Origin of the sequence: Okeania sp. KiyG1, from assembly GCF_014132355.1 — a bacterium.
Classification (GTDB): domain Bacteria; phylum Cyanobacteriota; class Cyanobacteriia; order Cyanobacteriales; family Microcoleaceae; genus Okeania.
The window spans coordinates 1-18,688 of record NZ_BLZO01000114.1; the positions used below are offsets into that span (position 1 = coordinate 1).

The 18,688-nt window shown below is 34.0% G+C and carries 14 protein-coding genes and 1 pseudogene; 11 read left to right on the top strand and 4 right to left on the bottom strand.

Going from position 1 to position 18,688, the window contains the following annotated elements; all coding sequences use genetic code 11:
- Together SAGCYANO_RS26710 and SAGCYANO_RS48090 are read right to left on the bottom strand one after the other, a co-directional pair.
- Positions 1-573: pseudogene (locus tag SAGCYANO_RS26710) on the bottom strand (CHC2 zinc finger domain-containing protein); the annotation flags it as partial.
- Positions 574-1,685: 1,112 nt separating this feature from the next.
- Complete coding sequence (locus tag SAGCYANO_RS48090; RefSeq protein ID WP_255502717.1) at positions 1,686-1,817, bottom strand: hypothetical protein; 132 nt, start codon at positions 1,815-1,817, stop codon at positions 1,686-1,688.
- A gap of 2,386 nt (positions 1,818-4,203) precedes the next feature.
- Between SAGCYANO_RS48090 and SAGCYANO_RS26715 the strand changes: the two genes are divergently transcribed.
- From SAGCYANO_RS26715 to argH, 11 genes are all read left to right on the top strand, one after another.
- The gene (locus SAGCYANO_RS26715; RefSeq protein WP_202222855.1) at positions 4,204-4,416 is read left to right on the top strand and encodes a hypothetical protein; all 213 of its coding nucleotides are present in this window, start codon (positions 4,204-4,206) and stop codon (positions 4,414-4,416) included.
- 160 nt (positions 4,417-4,576) lie between these two features.
- Positions 4,577-5,296, top strand: coding sequence for a DUF502 domain-containing protein (locus SAGCYANO_RS26720; protein WP_202222856.1), 720 nt, complete (start codon positions 4,577-4,579; stop codon positions 5,294-5,296).
- 176 nt (positions 5,297-5,472) lie between these two features.
- Positions 5,473-6,096, top strand: a complete 624-nt coding sequence (gene nusB / locus SAGCYANO_RS26725; RefSeq protein WP_202222857.1) for a transcription antitermination factor NusB — start codon at positions 5,473-5,475, stop codon at positions 6,094-6,096.
- Complete coding sequence (locus SAGCYANO_RS26730) at positions 6,093-6,371, top strand: hypothetical protein (protein ID WP_202222858.1); 279 nt, start codon at positions 6,093-6,095, stop codon at positions 6,369-6,371. Before nusB ends, SAGCYANO_RS26730 begins: the two co-directional genes overlap by 4 nt.
- A gap of 1,800 nt (positions 6,372-8,171) precedes the next feature.
- The gene (locus SAGCYANO_RS45690) at positions 8,172-8,339 is read left to right on the top strand and encodes a hypothetical protein (protein WP_237395766.1); all 168 of its coding nucleotides are present in this window, start codon (positions 8,172-8,174) and stop codon (positions 8,337-8,339) included.
- Between the two features lie 26 nt (positions 8,340-8,365).
- Positions 8,366-8,539, top strand: a complete 174-nt coding sequence (locus tag SAGCYANO_RS45695) for a transposase family protein (RefSeq protein WP_237395754.1) — start codon at positions 8,366-8,368, stop codon at positions 8,537-8,539.
- Entirely contained in the window at positions 8,526-8,819 is a 294-nt protein-coding gene (locus SAGCYANO_RS45700; RefSeq protein ID WP_237395768.1) for a transposase family protein, read from the top strand. Before SAGCYANO_RS45695 ends, SAGCYANO_RS45700 begins: the two co-directional genes overlap by 14 nt.
- Before the next feature lie 1,515 nt (positions 8,820-10,334).
- Positions 10,335-11,996, top strand: coding sequence for a signal recognition particle-docking protein FtsY (gene ftsY / locus SAGCYANO_RS26745; protein ID WP_202222859.1), 1,662 nt, complete (start codon positions 10,335-10,337; stop codon positions 11,994-11,996).
- A 741-nt stretch (positions 11,997-12,737) separates the two neighbouring features.
- Positions 12,738-12,917 carry a hypothetical protein gene (locus tag SAGCYANO_RS26750; protein WP_202222863.1) on the top strand — a complete coding sequence of 60 codons (180 nt, stop codon included), beginning with the start codon at positions 12,738-12,740 and terminating at the stop codon, positions 12,915-12,917.
- 1,119 nt (positions 12,918-14,036) lie between these two features.
- Positions 14,037-15,464, top strand: coding sequence for a PP2C family protein-serine/threonine phosphatase (locus tag SAGCYANO_RS26755; protein WP_202222860.1), 1,428 nt, complete (start codon positions 14,037-14,039; stop codon positions 15,462-15,464).
- 679 nt (positions 15,465-16,143) lie between these two features.
- On the top strand, positions 16,144-17,532 hold the full coding sequence (gene argH / locus SAGCYANO_RS26760; RefSeq protein WP_202222861.1) for an argininosuccinate lyase: 1,389 nt from the start codon (positions 16,144-16,146) through the stop codon (positions 17,530-17,532).
- 274 nt (positions 17,533-17,806) lie between these two features.
- Here the strand turns inward: argH and SAGCYANO_RS48095 are convergent, their stop codons facing one another.
- Together SAGCYANO_RS48095 and SAGCYANO_RS26765 are read right to left on the bottom strand one after the other, a co-directional pair.
- On the bottom strand, positions 17,807-17,935 hold the full coding sequence (locus SAGCYANO_RS48095; RefSeq protein ID WP_255502718.1) for a hypothetical protein: 129 nt from the start codon (positions 17,933-17,935) through the stop codon (positions 17,807-17,809).
- A 255-nt stretch (positions 17,936-18,190) separates the two neighbouring features.
- Complete coding sequence (locus SAGCYANO_RS26765) at positions 18,191-18,373, bottom strand: hypothetical protein (RefSeq protein WP_202222862.1); 183 nt, start codon at positions 18,371-18,373, stop codon at positions 18,191-18,193.
- Between the last annotated feature and the right edge of the window lie 315 nt (positions 18,374-18,688).

Sequence of the window (18,688 nt, forward strand, 5' to 3'; positions counted from 1 at the left end):
AATCCTGCTTTCTCCACTAACTCTACAGGAAAACCTTTTTGTTCCACCAAATAACCATAAATAGTTTCCCAACCATTAGGAGCATAACCCAGTTGAAATTTTTGAATAGTTTCTTCTGTAATTTGACGTGAAAATTTTAAATACTAAAGCATTTTTTCCCTGTGATTGTCTCAAAGCGTGTTGATAAAAACTATTAGCCATTGCCAAAATTTCATAAAGTTGTTCCCGTAGAGAAATTTGACGTTGAAACTCTTGTCTATTTTCTGGTGATTCCGTTTTAATTTGTATTTGATAACGTCTGGCTAAATCTAAGACTACATCACTAAAAGAAGACTTACCAACTTCCATCAGAAATTTCAAAGCATTACCACCTGCACCACAGCCAAAACAGTAGTACATTTGTTTGCTGGTACTAACAGTAAAGCTAGGAGTTTTTTCTTCATGGAAAGGGCATAATCCTACATAATCTTTACCTCGCTTTTTTAATACAATATGCTCTGAGACAACATCATAAATATCAGCTCTTTCTTTTACTTCTGTAATAGTATCTTGATGAAAACGAAAATTATTCATAGAACTTATTGCAGCGGTTTTTATTTAAGTAGACTAGAAAATTATTTGAGGTTAGAAAATAGGGAGTAGGGAGTAGGAGAATGCTTTGACCACTGTAGTCTATCTATTTTTACACTGCTATAAATGGTGGCGAAATACTATTTTTTGCGTTGAATAAAAAGTCATGCGCAGGGGCGAGCAGCACCCAATGATTCCATGCTATCATAATTTTTTTGGGGATGCAATGGGTAAAGCCTTGCTGTTTTTGAGCTTCATAAAATGATGATTTTGTTTATGAATATAACGTTGGCAGAGCAAGTGCAGTAGCTACATCGCTTCTACATTAGTAATATTGATTTGTCGATCGTTTTGCTGTTTGAGTATCTGTTCTATATATATTCAGTGGCGAAATGCTGTTTTTACGTTGAATAAAAAGTCATGCGTAGGGACGAGTTAACCCCAATAATTACATACTATCGTAATTTTTTTAGGGATGCAAGAGGAAAAACCTTGCCGATTTTTTTGAGCTTCATAAAATGATGATTTGGTTTGTGAATATAGCGTTGGCGGAGCAAGTGCGGTAGCTACATCGCTTCTATATGAGTAATATTGATTTGTTGATGGGGTGAAAAATTTTCCTGTCATCACTTTTTTCTCTTAAAGCTTCACAGGATGATGATTTTCTGGTGTTTTGATGGTGTGAGTATCTCTTCTATATATATTCAGTGGGGAAATGCTATTTTTGTGTTGAATAAAAAGTCATGTGTAGGGGCGAGCTGACCCCAATAATTACATACTATCATGTTTTTTTTAGGGATGCTAGGGAAAAACCTTGCTAATTTTTCTGAGCTTCATAAAATGATAATTTTGGTTTGTGAATATAGCGATCGCTTCTACATGAGTAATATTGATTTGTTGATGGGGTGAAAAATTTTCCTGTCATCACTTTTTTCTCTTAAAGCTTCACAGGATGATAATTTTCTGGTGTTTTGATGGTGTGAGTATCTCTTCTATATATATTCAGCGGTGAAATGCTATTTTTGTGTTGAATAAAAAGTCATGCGTAGGGGCGAGCTGACCCCAATAATTACATACTATCATGTTTTTTTTAGGGATGCTAGGGAAAAACCTTGCTAATTTTCCTGAGCTTCATAAAATGATGATTTTGGTTTGTGAATATAGCGATCGCTTCTATATGAGTAATATTGATTTGTTGATGGGGTGAAAATTTTTCCTGCTGCCACTTTTTTTGATGAGTGCTTCACAGGATGATGATTTTCTGGTGTTTTGATGGTGTGAGTATCTCTTCTATATATATTCAGCGGTGAAATGCTGTTTTTGTGTTGAATAAAAAGTCATGCGTAGGGACGAGTTGACCCTAATAATTACATACTATCGTAATTTTTTTAGGGATGCAAGAGGAAAAACCTTGCCGATTTTTTTGAGCTTCAGAAAATGATGATTTGGTTTGTGAATATAGTGATCGCTTCTATATGAGTAATATTGATTTATTGATGGGGTGAAAAATTTTCCTGTTGCCACTTTTTTTGAGTTAGTGCTTCACAGGATGATGATTTTCTGGTGTTTTGCTGCCTGAGTATCTCTTCTATATATATTCAGCGGTGAAATGCTGTTTTTGTGTTGAATAAAAAGTCATGCGTAGGGACGAGTTAACCCCTATAATTACATACTATCGTAATTTTTTTAGGGATGCAAGAGGAAAAACCTTGCTAATTTTCCTGAGCTTCATAAAATGATGATTTGGTTTGTGAATATAGCGATCGCTTCTACATGAGTAATATTGATTTGTTGATGGGGTGAAAATTTTTCCTGTTGCCACTTTTTTTGAGTTAGTGCTTCACAGGATGATGATTTTCTGGTGTTTTGCTGCCTGAGTATCTCTTCTATATATATTCAGCGGTGAAATGCTGTTTTTGCGTTGAATAAAAAGTCATGCTTAGGGACGAGTTAACCCCAATAATTACATACTATCATGTTTTTTTTAGGGATGCTAGGGAAAAACCTTGCTAATTTTCCTGAGCTTCAGAAAATGATAATTTTGGTTTGTGAATATAGCGATCGCTTCTATATGAGTAATATTGATTTGTTGATCGTTTTGCTGTTTGAGTATCTGTTCTATATATATTCAGTGGCGAAATGCTGTTTTTACGTTGAATAAAAAGTCATGCGTAGGGACGAGTTAAACCCAATAATTACATACTATCGTAATTTTTTTAGGGATGCAAGAGGAAAAACCTTGCCGATTTTTTTGAGCTTCAGAAAATGATGATTTGGTTTGTGAATATAGCGATCGCTTCTATATGAGTAATATTGATTTGTTGATCGTTTTGCTGTTTGAGTATCTGTTCTATATATATTCAGTGGCGAAATGCTGTTTTTACGTTGAATAAAAAGTCATGCGTAGGGACGAGTTAACCCCAATAATTACATACTATCATGTTTTTTTTAGGGATGCTAGGGAAAAACCTTGCTAATTTTTCTGAGCTTAATAAAATGATAATTTATCGATCTCTGAATATAGCGTTGGCGGAGCAAGTGCGGTAGCTACATCGCTTCTATATGATTAATATTGATTTGTTGATGGGGTGAAAATTTTTCCTGTCATCACTTTTTTTGATGAGTGCTTCACAGGATGATTTTTTTTTCTGCCCTCACCGTCCCGGCAGTTATAAAAGATGAATATTAGCCACATATCAAGATAAATAATCCTCAGTATAGGGAAATAGGGAATAGGGAAATAGGGAGCGCCGAAGTAATAAAATTCTCATAAATAGGGTTTGCGCTCAAAAGTCTTTTAGTAGGTGTAGGAGACAACCCACCCCTAACTCTGACCGTGGAGGGGAAGACAGGAGAAATGGGAATGAGCGAGGAGGTAGGAGCGGGCGTTTTGTAAGAGTAATTTTTCTGCCCAAATCTTGACCAAAATCCTAAATTTTTGAACCATTACCACTTAAAACTTCGCACTTTTTGATACTTAAAAAGGCACTTACCTTGATCTATAAAGACTTTTAGATTAGATCGGTAAGCCCTAAATAATTCCATATTGCCATAGTTGAAATGTAAGCATTCAGCTGTCAGCTATTAGCCATCAGCTATTGCTTTTAGTTTTAGATAAAAGCTTTACTAATTTAGGCAGAATTTATACTTAAGGAGCCATGTAATAATAAGTTGTACAAATTTTATCTGGGATAAATTGTGAAATATAGCTTCCATTAAAAAAACTGTTCAAGTTATTTTTACACGACTACTAACTATAAAAGCTGGCGCTCAACAGTCTATATTCATTAAAACCTCATCATGATAGCTGATAGCTGACTGCTAATAGCTGTTTGCTCCGCATTCCGCAGGAAATGCTTACGTTGAAATATATATAGCTATCCTAGATAGAAGATGAATATTAGCTACATATCAAAATAAATAATCCTCAGTATTTAAGTAACTAAAATTTGTTCAAAACCTATTTAGGACAGCTCATAGGCGTGAAGCTAGATGATGATTTTTGACTAAAAAAAATTCTCTATCAATCATCTTCCTCTGTTATTTATTCCCTCTTAAGTGTAATAGTTTTATTCTCCCTAGCAAAAATTTACAACTTAAATAGAGTTACTAAACAGAATACCTTTTGCAAAAGTGAACATTAAATTTTTTTTACTTTCTCCCTTTTCTCTTCTATTGCTTTTGAACCCTGTGACTTATGTGGCGAAGTCTACAGTTGAGAAAAACAGACAAATTGTTTTACCATATAAACTTATCGAATATGATCTGGAAATCAGCCACGACTCTCAGTGCAATTATTCCTATGGACCAGTGGTAGAAAATCTGTTGAATATTTTAGATGATTAAAATTAGTCCAGTTTTGATTTGAATTTAGAGTTGCAACAATTCTTGACAGTTGTTAATAATTGTAAGTATTCACAATAAAAACTATAAATATTAAATTAAAAAATTGGTTTCAAGCTAGATATTTTCTTAATCTAGCAATTTATGAGGAAATGGGTAAGCAGTGTTCCAACGCATAAGGCAAGATTTAAAAAACGACCTAATTGCAGGTCTACTGGTAGTTATACCATTAGCAACAACAATTTGGTTGACCATAACTATTGCTCGGTGGGTAATAGATTTTTTGACCAAGATCCCTAAGCAAATCAACCCCTTTGATGGTTTACACCCAGCTTTAGTGGGTCTACTAAATTTCTTAGTAGGACTAGCAGTACCATTGCTAAGTATTCTAGTGATTGGGTTAATGGCTAGAAATATTGCAGGAAAATGGTTATTAGATGTAGGCGAGCGAATACTACAAGCTATTCCATTTGCAGGGTCAGTCTACGGCACTCTCAAGCAAATCTTAGAAACTCTGCTCAAGGATTCTAACGAAAAATTTCGTCGCGTGGTACTTGTAGAATATCCGCGTCGGGGGGTTTGGACTATAGCTTTTGTCACTGGTACGATTAGTAGTCAAATTAAATCTCATTTAGGAGACTCCATGCTAAGTCTTTTTATTCCAACTACTCCTAACCCTACATCTGGTTGGTATGCCATAGTGCCAGAAAAAGATGTGCTTAACGTTTCAATGTCAGTGGAAGATGCGTTTAAAGTTCTCATATCAGGTGGAATAGTAACTGCAAATCAATCAGTACGTCCAGAAAAAAAATCAAATGATCGACTTAAACCTCTACTTTTAGATAGAGAAGACTATCAAAAATTTTCTACTGAAGAGGATTGAACAAGTTATATTGAAAAAGCCAGAAGGCAGCTATGCTGAAGGCAGAAGGTTTAATTGCTTATGGATAGTCAATGACTGACCACTCCGTGTCTGATAACCCCGAACAATTTTCAGCACTCCTGTTGACGGTGGGGTACTGAACCCGCTACTGAAAAGATCAAAGATTATCGAAAACTATGAATAAAGCTCCTCGCTCCACAGCTCGCGAATTAGCTCTGCTGGGTCTAAGTCAATTACCAACAAATTCAGGGAGTTTAGAAAAAAAGCAACTTCCAGAAGTCATACTAGCAGCGGTTAGGACTCTTAGAACTGAAGTCCAAGATATTTTAGAAACTGCTGCGGCAGAATTACAGAGAGGGAGCGATCGCCTCCTTAATAGTCAAATTAGTGCTAGTGATGTTCAAAGTGCAAGTTCGATGGTCCACGAAGCAGTGGAGTTAGGCCAAACGGCAATTAATCGTATTGGTACTGCTGTGGAGTTACCAGAATTAATTCAACTTACTAATAAATCAGAAGTTCACAAGTATGCTTTGGAAATTCTGATAAAGGTGAATGATAATAAAGAGGAAATTGATAATTTATTGAGAGAATCAATTGTAGATTGGCAAATGGAACGTTTGCCTAGAATAGATATAGATATTCTCAGAATTGCAGTGACAGAAATGATGTTTATTGGCATTCAAAAACAAGTGGCAATTGATGAAGCTGTAAAGTTAGCCCAGCTTTATAGTAGTGAAGATGGGTATAGGTTTATTAATGGGGTATTGCGAAGAGTACTAAATAAAATTAATTTGGTTTGAGGAATTATAGCAGAAGGAAGAAGGGAGAAGGAAGAAGGAAGAAGGGAGAAGGAAGAAGGAAGAAGGGAGAAGGAAGAAGGGAGAAGGAAGAAGGGAGAAGGGAGAAGGGAGAAGGAAGAAGGGAGAAGGAAGAAGGGAGAAGGGAGAAGGGAGAAGGGAGAAGGAAGAAGGGAGAAGGAAGAAGGAAAAAGGAAGAAGGAAAAAGGAAGAAGGGAGAAGGGAGAAGGAAGAAGGGAGAAGGAAGAAGGAAAAGTATTACTTTGTCTGAGTTTTAAGCTTTTGATCTGTCCGCGCCCTTTGCTTCGACTGCTATATATAGTTAAAGTCAAAAGTTAAAATTAAGGTCTTTGCTTTGACAATAATTATTTAAAAAAACTATAGTGCTACACTCCCATTAATACCAAATTGATAAATGTTGGCTACAAATAGTTGGGGTATAGCAGAAAGAACAAAGGAGAAGAAATGAGGAAAAAGAAAAGTCTAAGGAACATCTTATGGACGGATTTTTTAATTACACTTATTATTCATAACATTCTTTTTTAAAAAAAGAAGGAAGAAGTAAGAAGGAAGAAGGAAGAAGGAAGAAGGAAAAGTATTACTTTGTCTGAGTTTTAAGCTTTTGATCTGTCCGCGCCCTTTGCTTCGACTGCTATATATAGTTAAAGTCAAAAGTTAAAATTAAGGTCTTTGCTTTGACAATAATTATTTAAAAACTATAGTGCTACACTCCCATTAATACCAAATTGATAAATGTTGGCTACAATGCTTACGGTAGGAGTCAGGAGGAATGGGGAATTTAGAGGAGGTAGCCAGATATTTTATCCCTTGATTTTTCTGCAATTATTATGCCTTTTATCCCACATTCCGCACTATAAAATGTAGCATAAAAACATAAGTAAAAAAAACATAAGTCAAAAGTCAAAAGTAAGAAATAATAAGAAATAAGAAATAAGAAATAAGAAATAAGAAGTAAGAAATAAGAAGTAAGAAGAAAATTATAGTGGTCAATAGGAGTCAAGGATTAAGTAAGTATTTATACTGCCATATTTAACTGAGAATTTGACTCCCGATCGAGGTAAATGAAGATAATTTATATAATATAAATACCTAAGCAAGTTACGGATTTTATACTAATTTTCATGTTACAAATTGAAGTGCGGAATTTGGGTTTTATCCTAAATTTTTGGTCACTCAAGCTTAAAAAGTTGCGCTTTTTTTCGCTGTAAAAAAGCTAAAATATTTATCTGTATATGCTTTGAAATTTAATCAGTAAGCTATATATAAATAATAGAGAATTTATAACTAAAAATATTTAAGTCCCAATACGGTTCAACTCAGACCAAAACTCATAAGGTATGGAAAAATTAGATAAGTTTTTGAGATTACAGAACTGCTAAAAAAATCCTTACAGCACTTTTGAGGAAGCGTGAGGTAAAGTTTAACACTAATCTCTATTCTTTATTCCCTAAAAGTGAGGTACAGTTTAATACTAATCTCTATTCCCTATTCCCCATTTCCTATTCCTTATTCCCTATCCCTATAAAATATTAATATCTAAAAATAAATCTGGTTTTTAATCAGTAAGCACTATATAAATAATAGAGAATTTATAGCTAAAAAATATAATATTTAAAGCATAATTGACCGCAGGTAAGCTTAGATAAGGATAGATAAATTTAATGAATTTCATCATTCTATGCAACTTAATATCAAACTGGTATAAGTCCCAATAGACATCTCCAAAATAGAAAATAAGGTAAAATTATCAAAACCATTTATGTATACAGTCTCCCAAATGAATCCAACTTTAGAATATATTTCTAATCATCCACTCATAAACAAAAAGAATTATTGGTATTACTTATGAACAGCTAATAAAATTAATAGAAAATGCCCAAAGAATAGAATCAGAAAAAAAGGAGGCGATGTAGCTGCCGCACTTGCTCCGCCAACGCCAAAACAGAAAAAGATTAATTAAAGCAGGTGGAGGAAGAAAAAAGAATTTAACAAAGGAAGAAGAAATAATTTTAACGTGATTTTATTTACATCAAATACCAACTTTTCAAACATTAGGAATTAACTTTGGTATAAGTGAATCAAGTGCTAATAATATTTTTCGCGCTCTGGATAGATATTCTCAGAGAATTACTGCCAGCAAGTTTATTAGAACAAGTAAAAAAAAAGTTTTAGGTATTGGAATGGGTAAAGGAGATATTAACAGAATTAGAATTAATTGTAGATAGTACAGAACAAGGTAGAGAAAGACCAAGTGAATATAAAAACCAAGAAAAATATTACTCAGGAAACAAGAAAAATCATAATGAGTAAAAATCAAATAATAACGACACCAAAAGGAACAGAAATAGTGGATGTAATAGTAGGAGAAAAAGGTCCAGTAAGTGATGTAAAAATATTAAGAAAACAACAGGATAAAAAACTTTGATAAAAAACAAAAATTCCAAGGAGATAAAGCTTATGAAGGAGTAGAAAGAACTACTACACCAAAAAAGAAACCAAGAAAAAAAGAAATGCCACCAGAAATCAAAGAAGAAAATCAAGAAAAAGCCAAAAAAAGAATATTTGTAGAACATGTAATAAGATTAATTAAAATATTTGGACTTGCTAGAGAAAGATTCAGATTAAAAGATAATAATTATCAAAAAGTAATTTTAACAATATGTGGTTTAGTGCGACTAAGAATTGGCTCATTTATATTAGTATAAATCATCAAAAACTGAGATAAAAATAATAAATCAAAGTCTAATAAATATTTGAATTAGTAACACTAAGTGTCTCTGATACCCATAAAACTGTACAAATTAACTATCTTCATAAGTAGCGATAACCTCCGGTTAAGCGTACGCTATCGCTCCACTAAAGATAGTTAGTATAAGCTTTTGAGTATTTTTGGAGATGTCTAATACGGTTCAACTCAGACCAAAACTCATAAGGTATGGAAAAATTAGATAAGTTTTTGAGATTACAGAACTGCTAAAAAAATCCTTACAGCAATTTTGAGGAAGCGTGAGGTAAAGTTTAATACTAATCTCTATTCTTTATTCCCTAAAAGTGAGGTACAGTTTAATACTAATCTCTATTCCCTATTCCCTATTCCCCATTTCCTATTCCTTATTCCCTATCCCTATAAAATATTAATATCTAAAAATAAATCTGGTTTTTAATCAGTAAGCACTATATAAATAATAGAGAATTTATAGCTAAAAAATATTTAATACCAAATTGAAATGAAGCTGCACAGAATAATATTTAAAGCATAATTGACCGCAGGTAAGCTTAGATAAGGATAGATAAATTTAATGAATTTCATCATTCTATGCAACTTAATATCAAACTGGTATAAGTCCCAATACGGTTCAACTCAGACCAAAACTCATAAGGTATGGAAAAATTAGATAAGTTTTTGAGATTACAGAACTGCTAAAAAAATCCTTACAGCAATTTTGAGGAAGCGTGAGGTAAAGTTTAATACTAATCTCTATTCTTTATTCCCTAAAAGTGAGGTACAGTTTAATACTAATCTCTATTCCCTATTCCCTATTCCCCATTTCCTATTCCTTATTCCCTATCCCTATAAAATATTAATATCTAAAAATAAATCTGGTTTTTAATCAGTAAGCACTATATAAATAATAGAGAATTTATAGCTAAAAAATATTTAATACCAAATTGAAATGAAGCTGCACAGAATAATATTTAAAGCATAATTGACCGCAGGTAAGCTTAGATAAGGATAGATAAATTTAATGAATTTCATCATTCTATGCAACTTAATATCAAACTGGTATAAGTCCCAATACGGTTCAACTCAGACCAAAACTCATAAGGCATGGAAAAATTAGATAAGCTTTTGAGATTACAGAACTGCTAAAAAAATCCTTACAGCACTTTTGAGGAAGCGTGAGGTAAAGTTTAACACTAATCTCTATTCCTTATTCCCTAAAAGTGAGGTAAAGTTTAATACTAATCTCTATTCCCGTAAGCATTTCCTAGGTCATGCTGCGCAAATAGCCGTCAGCCATTAGCTATCAGCTATTGCTTTTAATTTAGGATAAAAGCAATATTTAATTGTCTTGCTACAAAAGTTGGCTCCCCTACCCTTAAAGCCAGTTGTTAATTTAAACACTATCCTATATGAGAGAGTCTTGTTGCTGATAGCTGACAGCTAATAGCTGAATGCTGACTTATCCCCTGTAAAATAGTAATATCTAAAAATAAATATGGTTTTTAATTGGTTCCGTCGTCAATATAATGACAGCTCAGACAAAAGTTCAAAAGAGACATCTAAACCTGAAGCTGAAAAAGAACAGAAAGAACAGGTACAAGATAAAGTTGAATCACAAGCAAAATCAACAGAAGACTCAGAACAGACAACAGAAGATTATTTGAGTTGGGCTAAAGCAGCTTACAAAAATCTTCAAGAAAAGAAAAAAAATGATTCACAAGAATCTCAAATCGCTACAGAGACTTCTGATGTAGAGGAAAAGTCAGAAAGTCAAACACCCTCAACAGAAACAAAAAGCGAGCCAATCATATCAAATCCTCTTCCAATAATAGAGCATATTGCAGCAGAAAAAACAGAATCCACAGAAACAGATACCCTGGTTAAACCAGTCCCAATAGTAGAGGAAATCCCATCTAGCCAAACAAAACCCACCGAAGAAGAAACTCAAGTAAAGCCAGATTCAATTGTTGAAGAAACTCAAACATCAGAACAACTACCTTTCTGGGCTAAGGCTCAAGCAGAAAGACAAGCAAGAGTAGAACGTCTTAAAGAAACTGCCATAGAAGAACCAGAACCAGAAACTCTTGAGAAAACAACCCTAGAAACTGAACTAGAAGAAATAGACCCCCTAATACTGGATGAAGCATTTCTCTGGTCAGCAGAAATTTTAGCAGCTCAAGGACGTCGCCCAGAACAAGTATCCGTAGAAGAAATTTCTTGGCTGAAGAAATTACGACAAGGCTTAGATAGAACTAGACGCAACTTACTCAATCAATTACGGGCAATTGTTGGCCAAGGACCGCTAAATCAAGATGCGGTGATGGAAATAGAGTCAATGTTACTACAAGCTGATGTGGGAGTAGAAGCAACAGACTTAGTTATAGAAACCCTACAAAATAAATTGCGTGAAGAAATTTTACCGCCAGAAGAAGCGATCGCCTATCTGAAGAGCATTTTACGAGATATTCTAGATAAGCCATTCCAAGATTCTGAAACAATTAGTCCTGCCTACAACTTAACTTTTGTCCCAGAAAAGGATACCTTGAATATTTGGCTGGTTAATGGTGTAAATGGGGCAGGTAAAACCACAACTATCGGTAAAATTGCTCATTTAGCTACTAAGTCAAACTACAGATGTTTAATTGCAGCAGCAGATACATTTCGAGCAGCAGCAGTAGAACAGTTGAAAATTTGGGGACAACGGAGTGAAGTAGAAGTAATTGCTAATCCAGGAAAGAATACCGACCCAGCAGCGGTAGTGTTTGATGCTATAGTAGCTGCTCAAGTCAGAAATACAGAATTACTACTGGTGGACACTGCTGGAAGACTACAAAACAAGAAAAATTTGATGGACGAGCTTAGTAAAATTCATCGGATAGTGCAGAAAAAAGCTCCAGATGCAGTGGTGGAATCTCTACTGGTTTTAGATGCTACACTTGGTCAAAATGGTTTACGACAAGCAGAAGTCTTTGCAAAAGCTGCTAAACTTAGCGGAGTAGTTTTGACAAAACTTGATGGAACTGCTAAGGGTGGTGTTGCACTAGCTGTTGTGAAGCAGCTAGGTCTACCTATTCGTTTTATTGGTGTGGGGGAAAGTCTAGAAGACCTCCGTCCATTTTCTAGTTATGAGTTTGTTGAAGCTCTTCTAAGTGGTTAGAGATTTATCGGTCTTAACTGTTGCAGATGGGTCATTTCAGTTATCAGTCATCAGTTATCAGTTATCAGTACCTCTGCAATAAGGAGGCTTGAAATCTGAAATATTCTCTTTTTTATCCCCTTAAAAGGCTATGCTTTATCAACATCTTTCTTAACATAAAAATTGACAAAATAGATAAGTTATGTATAGGTCTTTCAAAGGTTTTTGTCAGAGAAAAAGTGTATGAAAAAGTACATTTTTTTTGATAACTTAAGTAGTTTTTCCTATCTACTATGATTCTTTTGCGCCTTCTCCCCTGCTCCTTGCTCCCCTACTGACCACAAGGTTTTCAGGAGTTCCTGATCAGGGATAGCTTAAAAGGGGAGGCTTTAGACCAAAAATTTTCGGTAAGGGTATAACAGTAGCAGTTGTAAAAAAATAGATGTATTTTTCAGTAGAAGTGTAGAAGTAATTTAAGGTGGGAGTATCAGACTATATAATTTTGATTTTCCTATACAAGTTAGGGTGTTGAGGATATTTTTTAAATTAAGAATCATCCTTTAAATTTACTGAAAACTATAGTCAAAAAGAATAAAAAAGCTAAATATTGATATGGCTTTCAGTATATAGTAATAATTATTATGAAAAATAACTAAAAATCTAACTTTGGGAAAAACAATTTAACAGCAATATTATTCATACTTTCAAGCTAAAAATGAGCAATATATACAAATTAATTTTTTGGTAAATCAACCTTAATTATTGTTAACTATTCATCTAAAAAATAATATTTCTAGCAGAAGGAAAAAGGAAGAAGGAAGAAGGAAGAAAGAAGAAAGAAGAAGGAAGAAGGAAGAAGGAAGAAAGAAAAATCTTATATCATGTTCGGACGGGTCAGTTATAAATAAAATTTCAGAACTGACAGTACCGAATAAATACTAAAATTATCTTGAAATACTTAAATTATCTTGATTTTTCTCCTTTCTTCCCCTCCTGGGAGGGGCGAGGGGTGGGTTGACTCCTGACTCCTCGCTAAGTTATTTATAAGTATTCAACCGAACATGATATTACTTTGTCTGAGTTTTAAACTTTTGAACTTTCCACGCCCTTTGCTTCGACTGCTATATATATGAACGAAGCCCAGAAAAAAATCAAATATTGAATATTAATTAAAATTATAGTAGTGATACTTAATTTCATTTTATATTTGTCAAAAAATATACTTATTTTGTAAGCTCATTTGCTCAAATTGGAACTATAAATGTCCAATAGTTAGTAAAAATAAAATCAGCCTAAATTTTACAAAAAAGTAATTCAAGTAAAAATAAATAATTTAAAGTATCATTTATGAAAAAAATAAATGAGATGAAAAAACACAAAAACTCTAACTCAGGCAGAAAAGTTAATAAAATCAATTAAAGATATGAAATAAAAAATTGGTAGTCCTGTAGATGTAGTGATATTCATAAATAAACCCCCTTTCACCGTAAAGAGCTTAACTGCAAAAATCACTACTTGTAGACCGCTACCCAAAAATTTAATCTCCCTATATCCCTATTCCCTATTGCCTGACTAAAGTATCATCTATGAAAAAAATAAATGAGATGAAAAAAACACAATAACTCAGGCAAAAAAGTTAATCAAGTCAATTTAAAGATATGAAATAAAAAATTAATCTTCCTATTCCCTGACTTCTGATCGAAGTCTATAGATTAAGAATTTATTTTGAGTAGATAATCTGACAATTATGGTAAAAAAAAATCAAATACTGAGACCATAAAGTTGAGGTAACTTAGGAATTTATCCTGAAGATGTTGTGGATAAGTTCATAGAATAAATCTAGTAAATTGAGGAAATAAATTTCTATATAAACAAAATCAAACTCAAAAAAGGCATAACACCGAAGCAAATATCTCCTATCAAAACTCTTAGCAAAACAAGACAGAGAAAAGGTAAGAACAACCAGAGAAACCCAGACTTGCCAAAACTTGAGTTAGAAATGTATCACTAACCCTCAAACATCAACAGACTCTAAGTAAATCAAATCTACATATAAAACAAATGACGATAGTGCCAGTACATCGAAACTACCCCGAACCAACTGACCAAACTACAAACGAGACATCTTCATCAGTAACATCAGTATATGCTCTTAAAGAAATGGTGGCCCGTTTACACAAAGAACAACAAAATGTGAATGATTTATTAAGCTCTCTTGGCTTTGCCTTACGTAGCTTCAATAATCTCAATCAGTTTCTAGAATTGATTCCTCTAATTGGTTGTCGAGTAACCGATGCTGATGGAGGAGCACTGGTATTATTTAAACCAAATGGTCAAGTTAGGTTCCAACAACTACACTGCCAAGAAGGTCGTCAATGTCAAGATATTCGCCAGGCATTAGAAGTAGCAACTCGTCAATTTATCACAGAAACAACCTTACCCGCAGAACTACAAGAAATCTCAATTCAAACAGCTAGTTTGGACTATCAAGTTAGCAACTATCTAGGCAATGATGTTCAATTATTTGGAGCATCAATTCTGGTAAATAACTCAGAACGAGGTCGTCTATATGTATTTAGTCACGACCCAGAATATGTCTGGACGCCAGCTAGACAAAAATTAATTCGTCTAGTAACAGACCAGACCGCAGTAGCTATTGCTAATGATGAGTTAGCTACATCCTTACGAGAAAAGGAACGTTTGGACAGAGAACTAGAAATAGGGGCAGAAATTCAACTGCAACTATTGCCTCCAGAATGTCCAGAAATTCCTGGTATTACCCTTGCTGCTCGTTGTCAAACAGCAAACCGAGTCGGAGGAGACTATTATGATTTTATCCCCTCCAATTATGACCAGTTGAATTCCAAAAACAAAACACAGCAACCCTGTCGCTGGAGTATTGTGATTGGAGATGTAATGGGCAAAGGTGTACCTGCTGGTTTAATTATGACCATGACAAGAGGAATGTTGAGAGCTGAGGTATTAAACCGCCACTCACCAGCACGAGTCCTACAACATTTGAACCAAGTCATGTATGCTGACCTGGAAAGTTCCCATAGATTTGTGACTTTGTTTTATTCAGAGTACGATCCAGAAACTCATATTTTGTCCTATAGTAATGCGGCCCATCATCCTCCAATGTTATGGCAAGCTGCTAGTAATTCTATCGTGCAGTTAGATACTGTGGGAATGTTAGTTGGTTTAGAAGTAGACCCTGAATACAATGAAGCACAAGTGAAACTTAATCCAGGAGATACTATTATTTACTATACAGATGGGTTTACAGATGCAGCTAATCAAAATGGCGATCGTTACGATGATATTAAATTGAGCGAAGCTTTCAAGTTTGCGTGTCAAAATTATCAAGATCCACAAGAAATATTAAATTACCTATTTGCTCAAGTAAAACAATTTGTTGGTGAAGGAAACCAAAACCCAGATGATATGACTTTAGTGGTGATGAGAGTAAAATCTTCTACGGGAGATTAACGCGCGTCAGAAGTCAAACGAAGTCAGAAGTCAGAAGTTGTTTTTGTAACGGGGATGCTTCAGCAATTAACAATTAATGATTAATAATTACCCATTCTTAAAATAAGGGCATTGACTAAAAGGAAAATTTTTGATTTTATCCCCTTAAAAGGGGAGACTTCCAACCTGAATTGTCCAATTATTAATTATTAACTATTAATTATTAATTATGAGGTGAGCCACCCTCCAAAAACATTTTGCTATTTCCTAGGGGGGTGGCGTGACCCAATTATTTTGATAAATATATGATTATTAATATAATTTACACAACTACATCAGGTTTTACCCCGATGATTTATTAAACTAATATTCTAGATTTGTTAAGACCAAAAATATTGTATAGTTGGCAACTTTTGGTTCAACAAGTTGATGTAAACTTATGGTCTGATGTGCAAAAAGCTTGGAACAATTTTATAGAATGTGGTCAAGTATGGGCACTATTAGTTGGTTTATTTATTGGTTGGATGGTTAAGAGCATTTTGTCTTAATTACATAGCAGAAGGAAGAAGGAAGAAGGAAGAAGGAAGAAGGAAGAAGCTTGTGATGTAGATTTTTGAGCTTTTGATATGTCTGCGTCCTTTCCTTAGACTGCTATAAAACCTTACATCTGAATAGAGTTAAATAGAAAAAAATCTGCAAAATGACGCAAGATAAACAAACTTGGAGCAAAAGATTTGAAAAGGCGTTGCATCCTACTATAGCTAAATTTAATGCCAGTATTAGTTTTGACATTGAATTGATTGAGTACGATATTACTGGTTCGGTAGCTCATACAAAAATGTTGGCTAAAACAGGTATTATTTCCGCAGAAGAAGGTGAAAAGTTAGTTAAGGGTTTAGAACAAATTCGTCAAGAGTATCGAGAGGGAAAATTTTGCCCGGATGTAGATGCTGAAGATGTTCACTTTGCTGTGGAAAAAAGACTTACAGAAATTACTGGAGATATTGGTAAGAAATTACATACAGCTAGGTCGAGAAATGACCAAGTAGGAACTGACACGAGGCTTTATTTACGATCGGAAATTGAGCAAATAAGGGTTTTATTAAGAAGTTTTCAATCATCTTTATTGGGGTTAGCTGAATCTAATATAGAGACTTTAATTCCTGGTTATACTCATCTACAAAGGGCACAACCTTTGAGTTTAGCTCATCATCTTTTGGCTTATTTTCACAAGGCTGAAAGAGACTGGGAACGACTAGGAGATGTTTATCGTCGAGTGAATATTTCTCCTCTTGGTTGTGGTGCTTTAGCAGGTACAACTTTTCCTATAGATAGACACTATACTGCTGAATTATTAATGTTTGAAAAGCCTTATGCTAATAGTTTGGATGGGGTAAGTGACCGAGATTTTGCTATTGAATTTCTCTGTGCAGCTAGCATAATTATGGTTCATTTAAGTCGTTTGGCAGAGGAAATAATTTTATGGTCATCTGAAGAGTTTAGGTTTGTTACTTTAACTGATAGTTGTGCTACTGGTTCTAGTATTATGCCTCAAAAGAAAAATCCTGATGTGCCAGAGTTAGTTAGGGGAAAAACAGGCCGAGTTTTTGGTCATTTACAAGGTATGTTGGTAGTTATGAAGGGACTGCCACTAGCATATAATAAGGATTTACAAGAAGATAAAGAAGGTTTATTTGACACTATAAAAACAGTTAAAAGTTGTCTAGAAGCAATGACAATTTTGCTTACTGAAGGTTTAGAGTTTAATGGCGATCGCTTAACAGAAGCAGTTTCAGAAGACTTTTCTAATGCCACAGATGTGGCTGATTATTTGGCAGCTCGTGGTGTACCATTTCGAGAAGCTTATAATTTAGTAGGTAAAGTTGTGAAAATTTGTATTTCTACTGATAAATTGTTGAAAGATTTAACCCTAGAAGAATGGCAAGAATTACATCCAAAATTTGCAGCGGATATTTATGAGGCGATCGCTCCTAAACAAGTAGTATCTGCACGCAATAGTTATGGTGGTACGGGTTTTGAACAAGTAAAGAAAGAAATTGCTACAGCTAAAGATAAACTTGCAATTTAATTGAATTTTATCTTTTATTTGGGGTTTAATACCCCACCTCTTACACCAATTTGATAAATGTTTGCTACATTTTCGCATTGCGGGGGAGTAGGGGAGTGGGTAGGGACGTTGCATAAGGGCGTCCGTACAGGGAGAAGTAAAAATAAGAATAATTAACAATCACTAGCTAATAATTATTAAAAAGTTCCATACATCTGTGTTAATTACTTAATAATTGAAGTACAACTTAAGTTAAGCATTCTTTTTTAAAATTGGTATTACACGATTCTGACAATTAGTTGGGGTTTGAGTACCCATCCATTTTTTCTTTCTTCTTCCTTTTTCCTTTTTCCTTCTTCCTTCTTCCTTTTTCAACGTCAAAATCTAGATTTAAGTTGTTAAGTCTCAAATCTAGATTTGACATTTTTAGATATCAAACATTTCTCGCTTAGAACCTGAAATAGTCGTAAGCATTTCCTAGGTCATGCTGCACAAACAGCTATTAGCAGTCAGCTCTCAGCAATAAGACTCTGCTTTTAAAGACATAGTTTAAATGAATATAGACTTTAACGACTTTTGTAGTAAGATTAATTATAGATCAATTAATACAGCTTTAAAGCCACACCAAAAGTAATAGCTAAAGTGCTGACTGCTGAATGCTTAAAAATAGTCAAATGAACTATTGCTCTACAGCACTCTCTTCTGAATTTTGCTCATTACTATCATTTTCATTATTGTTAGATGAAAATTTCGATGAATATCGCTTAGAAAAAAAACCTGTACCTTTTTTCTTACGAAACTTCCGTGCATAAGCTAGATTACGTTGTGCTTTCTCTTTTTTTGGATTACGGCGTTTAGCCATTATTACCTCACTCAATAAAGAACAAAATGGAATATTTCCTCAGCCGTTCTAGGACACTTTGATTTATGGTGCCGATTTTTAGACAGTTTTTATTATAGCAAAGACTTGAATATTTGTATACTAAAAATCAAGGGTACATCTCAATTTTGAATAAAGCCAAAAATTTGTCGTTTTTAGGGAATAGAGAACAGGGAATAGGGAATAGGAAAAAAGTATTTTTGCACATAAGAGACGCATCAAAAATAAATCTAAAAATTCAGCAGTATTTGAGCTGTAATTGCTAATATAGCAATTTTATTTGATAGGGAATAGGGA